This window comes from Streptococcus oriscaviae, from assembly GCF_018137985.1.
In the GTDB taxonomy this organism is placed as follows: domain Bacteria; phylum Bacillota; class Bacilli; order Lactobacillales; family Streptococcaceae; genus Streptococcus; species Streptococcus oriscaviae.
In genome coordinates this window covers 1,913,998-1,927,080 of record NZ_CP073084.1, presented here as the reverse complement: position 1 = coordinate 1,927,080, position 13,083 = coordinate 1,913,998, and the positions used below count along the sequence as shown (strand labels likewise).

The following is a 13,083-nucleotide window of genomic DNA, read 5'->3' as shown; positions in this document are numbered from 1 at the left end:
TGAATCAATTCATCATGTGATTATTTCAATGTAATCAGGGCTGTGTCCCCTTTTTCAGCTGCAGCAAGCAGAGCTTCCGTACTCTTCTTAAAGTCTTCAGATGTATGGGTTGCCCCTGTTACGACATCCACGTCTGAAAGTGCTTGAGTTTCCACCAACTCGGCATTCAGCTGGTCAATAGCTTCTTTAGCAGAAACACCAGCTTTTTCCTTCATGCTCGTATTGTACTCTGCATTTTCAGATTTGAGTCCGCCATCCTTGTCTGCATAGTCAAAGGTTGACTCTGTAATCTTGCCATCCTTGATGGTAATGCTGTGAACAATCTTGTAGCCGTAGTCATCTACACCTGATTCAGCGGTATAGGTTCCGTCTTGCCATGTTGCTGTGGCAGTTGAACTTGAGCTTGAGCTACTCGTTGTACTTGATGAACCACAAGCAGCCAAGGCTACTGTTGCACCGAAAAGGACTAAACCTTTAAGTAATAATTTTTTTGTTTTCATTCCCATGAAACTCCTTTTTTTGATTTTATTTTATTTTTTGTTTGTTAAACCGTTTTCTTACTACTTAATGATACCTCATTTTTCAGCATTTGTCCAGTTTTTCAAGAAAAAAAGTGAAGAAATCAACATATCTATAAGGTGAACTAATAGTAGCTTCCCATGACTCCTTTGATAAGCTCCGTCAAGTTTTGACTTACTTCTGGCTGAATCATTCTGAAGAGGTGGGTTTCCATTCTATTTAGATAGGCAGCGATGAGAGTTTCTGTTTCTTCAAGGGCTGATGTCTGACAGACCCTTTCCAGAATGAGCTGGGCCAGCTCCGGATCCGCAGGATGTTTTTCCAATTGTTGAAGCGCATCTCTCAATCCCTTATCCGTGCGTAGAGCCAAGAGAAGAGGGGCTGTATAGATACCATTTTGTAGATCTTGATGGGCTGGTTTGCCGGACTGATCAGGTGTCAGCCTGTAATCAATCAAATCATCTCGTAGCTGGAAGGCCATCCCTATGGCTTGACCAGCCCTGAAGGCTTCTTGGTGGATTTTCTTGTCGCCGCCTACGGTAAAGGCTCCGACTTGACAGGCCAAACCAAAGAGAAGGGCTGTTTTCCCTTGGATTTGCTTCAAATAGGCCTTCATGGTCATCTGGGAATTGTATTGGTTCATGAGTTGAGAAAGCTCTCCGACCAGTATGCGCTCCAAAACACCTTCTTTGACCCCATCCATATCCTCTTCAGTGGCTCCGAGTTGCCGAAGGCCCTTACTGGCCAACCTCCCAGCGTAAACAAGGAGATAATCACCTGCGTAGATAGCAATGCGGTTGGAAAATTGTTTGTGGGCAGCAAGGATGCCCCTGCGGCTGTCCGCCTCATCAATAACATCATCGTGAATCAAGGTAGCTAGATGAAGAACTTCAATAGCAGCTGCAAAATAGCACTTGGCCGGACTAATTTGTCCTTCCACCATGTTAGACATCATCAGGCAGAGTCCGGACCGGATGTACTTTCCAGGAGCATCCATATACTGACGGATTTTTTCATGGACAGCAGGATGCAAGAGAGGCATCTCAGCCTTCATCAATTCTTTGACCTTTTCCAAGTGTACCTTTACTTCTGGATAGGCTTCCCAAATCCTATGTACCATTTCATCTTCCTTCTCTGACTAGGCTACCCTAGTTTTTTCCTAATTTTTTACTTCTGACCATAAATGTGTCGCGGCCTACCGTATACCTTCTTATCAAGGAAACGGCCTAGCCATGGCATGATCCAGTAGTCCAAACCAAAGCTGCGTCCTGCACCGTTCATCAAAGCAATTGCAACTGGAACAAACCAGATATTCACCCAGTAGAACATACCTGACAGACTGAACATAGCTACCAGAGCCACTGTTGCCGCGCTGACAATCCAGACAAAGGCACCGACGATAAGGGCTAGACCGATAGCAATTTCAGCAATGGTCATAAATTTTTGCATAAAGAGAGCAACATCCTGATTCGGCATGATAAACTGCATAATGGCTTCAAACCAGTCAGGCATCTCACTTAAGACTGTCATCGGCTGCTCTCCGTAGGCATAGCTTAGACCAAAGATAGGCTCTGCCACCTCTGTTACCGCCTGAGAGGCACTAGAAGTAGCCTCTGCTGCAGAAGCCCCACTAACAGGATCTGCCAACCACTCAAATGGAAAGACAACATCATCTCCCAGCCAAGAGGTCGTTCCAAACAGACCAAAGGCCTTTTTAATCCCCTCGTAAAGCCAAACTGAACCATAGAAGACTCGAAGCGGTACCGACCAGAGTAGATTGCCTTTGCCTGATGTATGGCCGCCAAAGATATTTCGTTTGTTCTTAATGTCAAAAAATTCGTGACGAACATAGGCACCCATATAGAAGAAGCTGCGAATGGTGAAGAAGTAGAGAAGATTAACCATATGTTTGACAGCCATTGCCATGAAGCCTGACAGATGGTATTTGTCCATCAAAAAGGCTACTCCATACTTGGAACCAATCGACACCATGAAGCCATCGTATTTGCCTTTAAAGCTATGCTTTTTGCCGCCAGTAATGGCCGCAATGATGTTTTGGGCAGCCGTATGACCGGTTTGCTCCGCGGCCTGCACGATTTGAGGTGTTGGTTTTCCGTCCTGGTTCGGGTCTTCATAGTAGACCAAATCACCTGCCACATAGACCTGCTCCTTGCCCTTGGCTTCCATGTACTCGTTGGCTACCAAGCGCTGGGCACGACCCGTTTCAATGCCAAAATCAGCCGCATCACTATTGGCTTGAACGCCGGCAGTCCAGATAGAGGTATAGGTCGGAATGATGCGACCAGAACTCAAGGTCAGGCTCGCTTCTTCGACACTGGCAACGCCATCTGCCAAGATTAGCTCTACCCCTTTTTTCTCTAGATATTTCCGAGCCTTAACCTGCTCCTTCTCAGTGACCATGGCTAAAATCTGCGGTGTCGCCTCAACAACCTTGAGAGAAAATTCGTCTGGGTCTAGCTTAAATTCTCTTGCCAAAACAGGAACCCAGTCAATCAGCTCACCGATCATCTCAATCCCTGTAAAACCAGCTCCAATCACGGTAAAGGTCAGCAGAGCACATCGTTTTTCTTCATCATGCTCTCGCATAGCACGGTAACAAGCATCAATAATATGGTCATGCAGCCTCTCTGCTGCTTCAATAGACCAGAGGGTAAAACCGTGTTCCTTCACACCCTTGACGCCAAAATCATTGGCCTCTCCACCCATGGCCAGTAGCAAGTAATCAAAAGGCAGTTTTTGGTGCTCTGCAATCACCTGCTTTTGCTCATAGTCAATTTCTAATACTTTGTCTGTAACCAGACGAACCTTAGGGTATTTTTTAAAAATCCGCTGAAGGTCGTATTTGATGGCATTGGCCTCAACACGTCCTGCCGCTACCTCGTGAAGCTCCGTCATATAAGTATGGAAGGAGTTCTTATCAATTAAGGTAACCGTTACATCGTCCTGTTTCTTAAAGGTTTTCCCGAGTAAGCGAGCCGCAGCAATTCCTGCATAGCCCGCGCCAACTATTACAATATGTTTTGTCACAAGCGTTCCTCCTCTTGCTTTCACCGATTTTTTATATTTACATTATACACCAATATCCACTGTCAGACAAGGAGTTTTCTTTAATTAGTAATATCAAAACAAAAAACACTTGCATATCTTTCTCAAAACAGGTAGTATGGCTATATAAAGAAAAAAGGTGCTTGCCATGCCACATCAATCCAAACATCAAACCTTACTGTTTATCACCATGTTGGCAGCACAAGCTGTTGTCATTTCCTTAATTGAACGCATCATTCCTACCCCCTTTTCGTTTGCACCAGGTGCAAAATTGGGGCTGGGCAATCTAATTACCCTCATCGCTATCTTTACCCTGCCTGCCAAAGACAGCCTGAAAGTCGTCGCTATCCGCCTGCTTATCTCGACTCTCTTAGGTGGTACTTTTTCTACTTTTTTGTATGGACTTTCTGGAGTCACCCTCAGCTACCTTACCATGCTGGCAGCCAAACAACTCGGTCCAAAGCGGGTCAGTGCTATTGGCATCTCCATTTTGGGTGGCATGATGCACAATATGGGGCAACTTCTCGTCTTTGCAAGCATTGCCCAATCCCTTCTCGTTCTCAACTACCTGCCTATCCTCTCTGTTAGCGGTATTCTATCGGGTTTTCTGGTCGGTTTGACCGGAAACTTCCTCCTCAAAAAAATCCCCATTCTCCGCCACTACAATCGAGAAATTCTCGCTGAGTGGAAATAAGCAAACGGCCTCAGGGCCGTTTTTTTATGTAACATCTGGTTGAAAGAAGAGAATTTTTTGCGTCAGGGGCCTTTTTTCCTTTCTTTTTCAGCATTTTGTGCTACAATATCATATATTTCCTATTTATATATAAGAAGGGTTATTATGTCTTTTTTTAAGATTCGCTTAACACCCAGCCAGCGGATTGTGGTGAGTTTCTTAGGAGTCATTCTGACAGGTTCACTCTTGCTGCACCTGCCTATCTCCCAGCTTCCCACTTCATCAGCAACATACTGGGACAACCTTTTTACGACAGTTTCTATGGTCTGTGTAACCGGGCTCTTTACGGTGCCGGTATCAGAAACCTACACAACTTTCGGTCAGATTATCTGCATGCTGCTCATCCAAATCGGTGGTTTGAGTCTGATTAGCTTCATTGGGCTATTTGCCTTGCGGGGTGGGCGAAAGATTAGTTTTGTCAACATGACCACCTTGCAAGAAAGTCTCAACCGAACGGATACCAAACACTTCAGACGATTTACCAAGTCGGTCTTTGCCTTTACCTTTGGGGCAGAGGCTCTGGGAGCCTTGCTGTTATCCTTTCATTTCGTTCCCGAATTTGGTTGGTCCAAAGGGTTATTTACATCGGCCTTTGTAGCAGTTTCTGCCTTTTGTAATGCAGGGTTTGACAACTTCGGTTCAACTAGCTTGTTGCGCTATATTGACAATCCCCTCATTAACCTGACTCTAGCTGCTCTCATTATCATGGGAGGTTTGGGCTTTTCTGTCTGGTTCGACTTTCAAACCCAGATTCGCAAGAAAGGCAGTTTTCGTAAACTTCGCTTCCACACCCGAGTAGTACTGGGGCTGACTCTGACTATCCTTAGTTTAGGAACCTTGCTGACTCTTATTACTGAATACAATAACCCTGCCACCATCGGACATCTTTCTTTTGGCAACAAGGTTTTGGCCAGCTTCTTCCAGACTGTTACCATGCGGACGGCAGGCTTTGCCACCATTGACTACACCAAGGCCAATCCCATCACCCTCTTGCTTTACATCTTTCAAATGATGCTGGGTGGAGCCCCAGGCGGAACGGCAGGGGGTGTCAAAATAACAGCCTTTTTGACCCTCATTCTCTATGCTAGAAGTGAGATTATGGGACTCCCCCATACCAATTTCAAGTATCGCACGATTGATAACCTGACCATCCGTAAGGCTTTTGCGACCTTCAGTGTCTTTATCTCTGTCTTCTTGTTGGGCCTTTTGGCCATCAGCGTGACAGATGCTAAACAGCCCTTGATTTACCTCAGTTTTGAGGTAATGTCCGCTCTGGCAACTGTCGGGGTAACTGCCAACCTAACACCAAGTCTGACACAGGCGGGACAACTGATTATCATGGCTCTTATGTTCTTCGGACGGATCGGGCCCATGTCTTTCCTTATCAGCCTTTCTACGCGGAAACCGTCCAAGAAGGAAACTCTACACTATTCAAAATCATCCATGCTTGTTTAAAAGGAGAAACTATGTCATCAGCTATTGGAATTTTGGGTCTTGGGGTTTTTGGAACCACCATCGCAAAGACCCTTCACAAATATGATTGCAGCATTATTGCAGTCGATAACCATGAAAGTCAGATTAACCAGCTTGAGTCATTTCTTACTCGCGGTATCGTGGGCGACATTACAGACAAAGATCTTCTGCGAGCTGCAGGGATTGACAACTGTGATACTGTTGTCGTCGCAACTGGCCGCAACTTAGAGTCAAGTGTCTTGGCAGTTCTTCACTGCAAGGCTCTGGGAATACCTAAGGTCATCGCCAAGGTGAAAAGCAAGACTGCTAAGGAAGTCCTCCTCAAAATTGGGGCTGACAAGGTTATCTCTCCAGAGCGAGAAACAGGTATTTCTCTGGCCAAGCATATCTTGCACAGAGATACGACAGACTTGATTGAGCTAGAAGGCAATGTCAGCCTCATCGAATTTCATCCGCCAGCAAAATGGATTGGCAAGAGCCTAGCCCAGCTCAAGCTCCGCCAAAACTACAAGATGAACATCATCGGCTACCGCAGCAAACACAGTAAAGAACTCAATATCCAGTTCACTCCTGACTATGTATTTAACGAAGATGAGCTCATCATGGCTGTCGCGGACAACAATACCGTGGACCACTTTGAAGAGTACACCAATAAAATGTAGTTTCAGACCTGCCTTGGCTAGCCTCGGTAGGTTTTCCCATGTCCATATCGATTGCTTTTCTAGTTTTTAGCTCACTCGACAACCATATTACAAGGAGATTCTATGAATGACTTAACCAAGGGCAAGCCCATTAGCGTGATTCTCCGCTTTGCCCTTCCGCTTTTACTGGGCTCTTTCTTCCAGCTAGCCTATAATTTTGCAGACAGCATGATTGTAGGGCACACTCTTGGAAAAACAGCCTTTGCCAGTGTCGGCTCAACCGCCAGTCTGGTGTTTTTGATTATCGGTTTCGCTCAAGGTTTAACCAATGGACTCGCTATTGTGGCAGCCCAGCGCTTCGGAGCAGAAGACTTGGAGGGACTGAAAAAATCCTTCGTCCACGGACTCTTTTATGCTGCCGCAATCAGCCTAGTCCTGACCATCCTATCCTTGGTGTTTCTTAGGCCTATTTTAGAAATTATGCAGACACCTCCTGCTATCATTGACCACTCTCAAGCCTTTCTAACAGCTATGTTTGGTGGACTGACCTTCACCGTTTTTTACAACTACCTTTCTAGTGCTATCCGTAGCTTAGGAAATTCTGTCACACCGCTCATCGCTCTGGTCATTGCCTGTTTTATCAACATTGGATTGGACTTTTTCTTTATCCTCACCATGGGATGGGGTGTATTTGGAGCTGGTTTTGCGACCATTACTGCCCAAGCCTTTTCGGTTCTCTATCTCGTCGTTTACATCCACCGCAAGGTTCCCCATTACCATATCAGCTGGGCCGACCTTCGTCTGGACAAGGAAAATTTAAAAAAGCATGCCCAGCTTGGTTTTCCCATGGGCTTTCAGGCCAGCATCATAGCCATTGGGGCTCTGACCTTCCAAGTCATGATTAACCAACTGGGAACGGATGCTATTGCTGCCCAGTCTATCGCCCTTCGAACCGACCAGTTGGCAATGCTGCCAATGGTCAACCTGGGACTGGCCATTGCTACCTTCACTGCGCAAAATTATGGCGCTAAACTCTATGACCGCATCTTAGAGGGACTAAAAAAGACCCTCCTTCTTAGCCTTGCTTGGTCGGTGGTCTTTGCTGTCCTTCTCATCTTGGGGAACCGCTTCTTCTCAGGCCTATTTCTAGCCAATGCCAATCAGGAAGTACTGGATTTGGCTCTGATTTACTACGTTATCAACGGTTCCTGTTACTGGATTGTTGCTGCCCTTTTTGTCCTGCGGAGTTTTATCCAAGGCTTAGGAAAAGGATTTATTCCAACGCTGGCTGGTTTTGGGGAATTGATTATGCGTGCTAGCGTAGCCATTCTAGGCATGATGTATTTTGGTTTCTATGGAGTAGCTGCCGCAAACCCTGCAGCCTGGATAGGGAGCGTCCTAGTTCTAATTCCTAGCAGCATCATTTTTACCAACAAGTTAAAAAACGGGGAAGATATTTAATTAGCAGAAAAACGCATGATGTCATGCGTTTTTAAAATAATATTTTCGTAAGAATTGAATTTGTAAGATTTGCCAGAAAAAAGCAACCATCAGACAAATGATAAACGTCAAAAAAGTTTCCAAACTTTTATCCGACATTAAAAATGCAAACACTAAAATCCCCAAGGCTACCGGCCACCTTTCTTTCACCTTGAAATAATCAGCTAGCAACTTGTCCTTATCTTTCTTGACTTCCTCATGAAGCCTCCAGCTAAAGCCAAGTACAATACTCACCGTAATCATGATGGCAAGATAGAATCGATAGGGCAAAAAGAAAATCGTGGAAAAGGCTACCGCAAGATAAGCAAGAATCAACAGAGCATAAGAAATTTTTTTCATATCTAAACCTTCTGGTACGTTTGCTTTCATCTACATTCTAACATACTTTTATTTTCAACTGCAAGTCTGTCCAAAAAATATTACAACTGGCTTTCTCGCTCAAGCTCCGCCAACAAACTCCCATAGAAAGCCTGTTCATCTGCTAAGAGAGGACTATTGGGTAAGGATTTTTTAGCCAAAGCCAGAGACTTTTTCAGAGCCTTGCTATCCTTGCTAATCCGCTGATGATAGAGGGCGACAATGACTTGGTAATTTCCCGCGGGGTATTTGAGCAAGGACTTGATCTGTTTGTCCTGCCCTAACCTTCTTGCTTCTTCCTCCAAGCCCCGCAAAATATAGACTTCCAACAGAACAAGTTTTGCCAACTTTACGATATAGTCATTGTCAGATACCGCAATCAATTTCTCCAAGCGCTCTTGGGCTTCTGGGTATTCTCCCTTAAAAATCAAGACTTCCGTCCAGTTGAGGTAATGCGTTTGTGGCAAATGCCCTGGTAAGATTGGAATATCCAAGACAAAATCACTCAAGTTAGCTGCAGTTGGATCCACCATAACTTGAGCTGTATGACGAAGGGCATGATAGGTCAGCCGACTGTAGTCAGGATGAGCACGCAACTCTTGTATCTTGGCACCATCCACCATACCAGACGGATTGGCATTAAGGACAAATAAAGATAAATTGAGGAAAATTTGCGAGAGTGGGAGCCCCCACTTACCTGTCACAAAACCAATCAGAGCAGAAATAACAATAAGGCTGAGGTGAACAATCAAGCCACCTGCAAACATCAGAATCGCCCGCGGATCATTCTCATCTTTTTTGACTCCGATATACTGAGCTGCTGCCCCCTGCACAATCACTGTTTCCTTCCATTTCCAGCCTTGATCAGTCTTGACCAACAAGTGATTGCCCAAGCCAAGCGCCACCAAATCAAAACCTGTCAGCCAACCAAAGAAGGCATGCCCCAGTTCATGGAGTATGATGGTCAGATAAAAACTTCCCATAAACCAGAGATAGCCTAGACCAAACACAAAAACTTCCCAATACATCATGTTATCTGGTAAAAGCTGAGCCATCCCATAGGTCGAATACATAGCGCTCGCTAAACCAAAGAGAATCGAAAAACCAAGCACAAACCAATTCCCAACTTTTTTCATACAAACCTCCTTTTTCATAGTATAACAGAAAAAGACTAGAACCTCTAGTCTTTTACATGTTTTTCTAAGTTATATTATCTTACGATTCTGGATCATCCAAACTGCGGCCATGCAAGCCTTTTTCACGTTGGACTTGGCGGAGTTTCTCTGGCGTCACATCGTTGCCCTCTTCATCAACAATCTTGATGCCTTCGACATGGGCACGCACACTACGGCGGTAGCCCTCGATATACTCCTCACGAAGAGCTGCTTGCTCCTGCAACTCCTCTTCCGTCAAACCTTCCGCCTTTTTCTTGCGGGCCAGTTCATTGATGCGATCGATTTTTGCTTGTTCCATGTCCACCTCCTACTTACTATTCAAGAGATTGAAGACCGCTACCGCACTTGCCTTATCCGCCAAGGCTTTCAAAAGTGCCAAGCGGTTGGCTTTGATCGCCTCATCTTCCACCATAACCATGGTGTTGTCGAAGAAGGCAGCGATGACTGGGCTGAGAGCAAAGAGTTTGTCCAAGTTGCCCGCCATGTCTTCTGTCAACTCCAAGCTAGATACTGCCGCAGCAAGGGCTTTTTCCTGGTCATTTTCAAAGAGGGCCTGGTCAATGACAGTCGCTTCCGCCTTTTCAGCCAGGTTGAAGACCCGCGATAAGTTTTCCACGGCTTCCTTGTAGTCAGCCTCTTTTGCTTTTTGGAAAATAGCAGAGCTGGCTGCCAGTTGCAGTCTGACCACGAAGGTTGAGCTAGCCAGCACAGCCTCACGGATGTCTTTCGGAATCGCCTTATCCATCATCTTCTCCACACGGGCACGGATAAAGTCCATAACAGCTGGCTGGTTGTCATAGGTCAAGCTAGCAAAGTTCAAGCTGTAGAGCTCCGCAATCAGCTGATCCAATGGAATTTCCCAACCAAAGGCTTCCAAAATCCGCACGATCCCCTGTGTTGCACGACGAAGGGCGTATGGGTCGTTGGAACCAGATGGAATGAGACCTACTGAGAAGAAGGATAGGAGGGTGTCAAATTTATCAGCCAGTGCCAAGACCGCACCGACCTTGCTTTCAGGCAATTCGCCTTCTGCTGAGTTCGGCAGGTAATGCTCACGGATAGCTGCTGCCACCGCAGGTTTTTCCCCTGCAAGAAGGGCATACTTCTCGCCCATGATTCCTTGCAGTTCATCAAACTCACCGACCATCCCTGTCAAGAGATCAAACTTGTAGATGTCTGCCGCACGCGCCACATCAGCCTTTTCATCCGCAGACAAACCTGCCAAGTCAGCCAATTTTGCTGCGATGACCTTGGTGCGCTCCATGTGCTCGTAAAGGGAGCCGATTTTCTCATGGAAGGTCACGACTTTGAGGCGTTCAACCAAGTCGGCAATCTTGAGTTTTTGGTCTTCACGCCAGAAGAACTCGCCGTCTTCCAAACGGGCCACCAAGACTTTTTCATTTCCTTTGATGACATTGTCAAGGTACTGGTCATTTCCGTTGCGGACAGAGATGAAGTTTGGCAAGAGTTTGCCAGCCTTGTCCCGCACCACAAAGTATCGCTGGTGGTTTTTCATGGAAGTCACCAAGACTTCTTCTGGTACTTCCAGGTATTTGGTGTCAAAGGAGCCCATGAAGGCAGTTGGGTACTCGACCAAGTTGAGAACTTCATTGAGGAGGTCTTGGTCAATCTCAACGCTCACATTCTCTTTGTCCTCGATAGCCTTGATTTGCTCGACGATCATATTTTGACGCTCAGCGGGATCGGTGATGACAAACTGCCCACGCAGGTCTGCCTCGTAAGAATCTGCACTTGCAATTTCAGTTTCATTTCCAAGGAAACGATGACCACGGCTGGTGCGACCTGATGAAATGTCCAAGAAGTCCATGTCTAGTGCCTCGTCGTCCAAGAGAACAGTCAGGGTGTGGACAGGGCGGATGTAAGCGAACTTGTTAGAGCCCCAGGTCATGCTGACAGGGAAGGTCATGGCCTTCAAGACCTCTGGAATGCCGGCCAAGACTGCCTTGGCTGGCTGACCAGCCTCGTGTTTGGTCACGTAAACATATTCTTCGCCCTTAATCTCGCGGAATTCGATGTCAGCAGTTGTCAGGCCTTTGCCACGGACAAAGCCCTCTGCCGCCTTGGTGAAGTTGCCATCTGCGTCCAAGGCAATCTTCTTAGCAGGACCCTTGAAATCTTCTGTCAGGTCAGTCTGCTGGTCCGCTAAACCACGGACACGAACTGCCAAACGGCGTGGTGTAGAAAAGACATCCATGCTGTCAAAAGCCAAACGGTTGTCTGTCAAAAAGCTGGCCATGCGGTCCCGCAATTGCTGCATGGCAGGGGTTACGATATAGGCAGGGATTTCTTCCAAGCCCAGTTCAACAAGTAAGTTCTTTGTCATTATTCTGCATCCTCCTTCAACAATTCCGCTCGTGTTGCTTCATCCAAGAGTGGGAAGCCCAGTTTCTTGCGCTCTGCCACAAAGGTCTTGGCAACGACACGGGCAAGGTTTCGGATACGGGCGATATAGCCTGCACGCTCAGTTACAGACACAGCTCCACGCGCATCCAGCAGGTTAAAGGTATGAGAGCATTTGAGCACATAGTCAAAGGCTGGGTGAACCAAGCCCTCTTCCAAAGCCCGCTCTGCTTCTTTTTCAAACTTGGTAAAGTTTTCAAGGAGCATATCCTGGTCTGATACTTCAAAAGAATACTTGGAATGCTCATACTCTGGCTGGATAAAGATTTCACCGTATTTAACACCGTCTGCCCACTCAATGTCATAGACCGAGTCCACTTCTTGGATGTAGGACGCCAAACGCTCCAAACCATAGGTTACCTCAGCTGTGACAGGGCCAGTTGCCAAGCCTCCGACCTGTTGGAAGTAGGTAAACTGCGTGATTTCCATCCCGTCCAGCCAAACTTCCCAACCCAGACCTGCTGAACCTGTTGATGGGTTTTCCCAGTTGTCCTCAACGAAGCGAATGTCATGCTCCAAAGGATTGATGCCCAAACGCTCCAAAGATTCCAAGTAGAGCTCTTGGATATTGGCAGGAGATGGTTTCATCACCACTTGGAATTGGTGGTGCTGGTACAAACGGTTTGGGTTTTCCCCGTAACGACCATCCGCAGGACGACGAGATGGCTCCACATAGGCCGCATTCCAGGGCTCAGGCCCGATAGCACGCAAGAAAGTGTAGGGACTCATAGTACCCGCCCCCTTCTCCGTATCATAGGCCTGCATGAGCAAGCAGCCCTGCTCATTCCAAAATTGTTGTAAGGTCAAGATAATCTCTTGAAATGTTAACTTCTTTGACATATTTGTCCTTCTTTCTATTCATTTAATGATTGAGGTGTCAGTAAAACAGAAAAAGAACCACATTCTCCTCCCCTGTCCACAGACATAGGGGCGTTGAGAACGCGGTTCCACCCTAATTTATTACTTCATTATTGTTTGATTGTGACCGAAAGCGCCTGTTACTTCTATCCACCGCTCGGCTTGCACCCTCCCGAACTCGCTAAGGCTTCATCAAAATAACCTTCTTTCATGGTCAATAGTATAGCAGAAAAATCAAGCTTTGTCTACTTTTTTAATATGTTATAGATTGTATTGAAGGTGGTCATTTTCTGGATTTGTTCAGTCTGCTGGAGTGCGGCTTCTTGTCGTTGCAATAGTT

12 protein-coding genes are annotated in these 13,083 nt (G+C 46.3%); 4 read left to right on the top strand and 8 right to left on the bottom strand.

Annotated features, from left to right (window positions below; translation table 11 throughout):
• Window positions 1-20 precede the first annotated feature (20 nt).
• The 3 genes from INT76_RS09660 to INT76_RS09650 all read right to left on the bottom strand — a co-directional run bounded on the left by INT76_RS09660 (window position 21) and on the right by INT76_RS09650 (window position 3,567).
• A complete protein-coding gene (locus INT76_RS09660) occupies window positions 21-500 on the bottom strand; it encodes an FMN-binding protein (RefSeq protein WP_212570278.1) in 480 nt (159 codons plus the stop codon).
• 143 nt (window positions 501-643) lie between these two features.
• Window positions 644-1,639 (bottom strand): polyprenyl synthetase family protein, encoded by a 996-nt coding sequence (locus INT76_RS09655; protein WP_212570276.1) that lies wholly within the window; start codon window positions 1,637-1,639, stop codon window positions 644-646.
• Between the two features lie 47 nt (window positions 1,640-1,686).
• Window positions 1,687-3,567 carry an NAD(P)/FAD-dependent oxidoreductase gene (locus INT76_RS09650; RefSeq protein ID WP_212570274.1) on the bottom strand — a complete coding sequence of 627 codons (1,881 nt, stop codon included), beginning with the start codon at window positions 3,565-3,567 and terminating at the stop codon, window positions 1,687-1,689.
• 166 nt (window positions 3,568-3,733) lie between these two features.
• Between INT76_RS09650 and INT76_RS09645 the strand changes: the two genes are divergently transcribed.
• The 4 genes from INT76_RS09645 (at window position 3,734) to INT76_RS09630 (ending at window position 7,893) form a co-directional block, all read left to right on the top strand.
• Entirely contained in the window at window positions 3,734-4,279 is a 546-nt protein-coding gene (locus INT76_RS09645; RefSeq protein WP_212570272.1) for a Gx transporter family protein, read from the top strand.
• A gap of 144 nt (window positions 4,280-4,423) precedes the next feature.
• Window positions 4,424-5,773 (top strand): TrkH family potassium uptake protein, encoded by a 1,350-nt coding sequence (locus INT76_RS09640; protein ID WP_212570270.1) that lies wholly within the window; start codon window positions 4,424-4,426, stop codon window positions 5,771-5,773.
• Between the two features lie 11 nt (window positions 5,774-5,784).
• Window positions 5,785-6,453, top strand: coding sequence for a potassium channel family protein (locus tag INT76_RS09635; protein WP_212570268.1), 669 nt, complete (start codon window positions 5,785-5,787; stop codon window positions 6,451-6,453).
• A 102-nt stretch (window positions 6,454-6,555) separates the two neighbouring features.
• On the top strand, window positions 6,556-7,893 hold the full coding sequence (locus INT76_RS09630) for an MATE family efflux transporter (protein WP_212570266.1): 1,338 nt from the start codon (window positions 6,556-6,558) through the stop codon (window positions 7,891-7,893).
• 21 nt (window positions 7,894-7,914) lie between these two features.
• Here INT76_RS09630 and INT76_RS09625 read toward each other — a convergent pair whose 3' ends face one another.
• The 5 genes from INT76_RS09625 to glyQ all read right to left on the bottom strand — a co-directional run bounded on the left by INT76_RS09625 (window position 7,915) and on the right by glyQ (window position 12,725).
• Window positions 7,915-8,271 carry a hypothetical protein gene (locus INT76_RS09625; protein ID WP_212570264.1) on the bottom strand — a complete coding sequence of 119 codons (357 nt, stop codon included), beginning with the start codon at window positions 8,269-8,271 and terminating at the stop codon, window positions 7,915-7,917.
• A gap of 80 nt (window positions 8,272-8,351) precedes the next feature.
• Window positions 8,352-9,425, bottom strand: coding sequence for a site-2 protease family protein (locus INT76_RS09620; RefSeq protein ID WP_212570262.1), 1,074 nt, complete (start codon window positions 9,423-9,425; stop codon window positions 8,352-8,354).
• A gap of 79 nt (window positions 9,426-9,504) precedes the next feature.
• The gene (locus tag INT76_RS09615) at window positions 9,505-9,762 is read right to left on the bottom strand and encodes a DUF896 family protein (RefSeq protein WP_212570260.1); all 258 of its coding nucleotides are present in this window, start codon (window positions 9,760-9,762) and stop codon (window positions 9,505-9,507) included.
• A 9-nt stretch (window positions 9,763-9,771) separates the two neighbouring features.
• Window positions 9,772-11,808, bottom strand: a complete 2,037-nt coding sequence (gene glyS, locus INT76_RS09610) for a glycine--tRNA ligase subunit beta (protein ID WP_212570258.1) — start codon at window positions 11,806-11,808, stop codon at window positions 9,772-9,774.
• On the bottom strand, window positions 11,808-12,725 hold the full coding sequence (gene glyQ / locus INT76_RS09605) for a glycine--tRNA ligase subunit alpha (RefSeq protein ID WP_044687729.1): 918 nt from the start codon (window positions 12,723-12,725) through the stop codon (window positions 11,808-11,810). Before glyQ ends, glyS begins: the two co-directional genes overlap by 1 nt.
• Window positions 12,726-13,083 lie beyond the last annotated feature (358 nt).

Excerpts from the sequence above, each read along its gene's own strand:
- INT76_RS09630 (WP_212570266.1), top strand. The coding sequence starts at position 6,556 with ATGAATGACTTAACCAAGGGCAAGCCCATTAGCGTGATTCTCCGCTTT.
- INT76_RS09625 (WP_212570264.1), bottom strand. The coding sequence starts at position 8,271 with ATGAAAAAAATTTCTTATGCTCTGTTGATTCTTGCTTATCTTGCGGTA.
- INT76_RS09640 (WP_212570270.1), top strand. The coding sequence starts at position 4,424 with ATGTCTTTTTTTAAGATTCGCTTAACACCCAGCCAGCGGATTGTGGTG.
- INT76_RS09615 (WP_212570260.1), bottom strand. The coding sequence starts at position 9,762 with ATGGAACAAGCAAAAATCGATCGCATCAATGAACTGGCCCGCAAGAAA.
- glyQ (WP_044687729.1), bottom strand. The coding sequence starts at position 12,725 with ATGTCAAAGAAGTTAACATTTCAAGAGATTATCTTGACCTTACAACAA.
- INT76_RS09635 (WP_212570268.1), top strand. The coding sequence starts at position 5,785 with ATGTCATCAGCTATTGGAATTTTGGGTCTTGGGGTTTTTGGAACCACC.
- glyS (WP_212570258.1), bottom strand. The coding sequence starts at position 11,808 with ATGACAAAGAACTTACTTGTTGAACTGGGCTTGGAAGAAATCCCTGCC.
- INT76_RS09655 (WP_212570276.1), bottom strand. The coding sequence starts at position 1,639 with ATGGTACATAGGATTTGGGAAGCCTATCCAGAAGTAAAGGTACACTTG.
- INT76_RS09645 (WP_212570272.1), top strand. The coding sequence starts at position 3,734 with ATGCCACATCAATCCAAACATCAAACCTTACTGTTTATCACCATGTTG.
- INT76_RS09660 (WP_212570278.1), bottom strand. The coding sequence starts at position 500 with ATGAAAACAAAAAAATTATTACTTAAAGGTTTAGTCCTTTTCGGTGCA.
- INT76_RS09620 (WP_212570262.1), bottom strand. The coding sequence starts at position 9,425 with ATGAAAAAAGTTGGGAATTGGTTTGTGCTTGGTTTTTCGATTCTCTTT.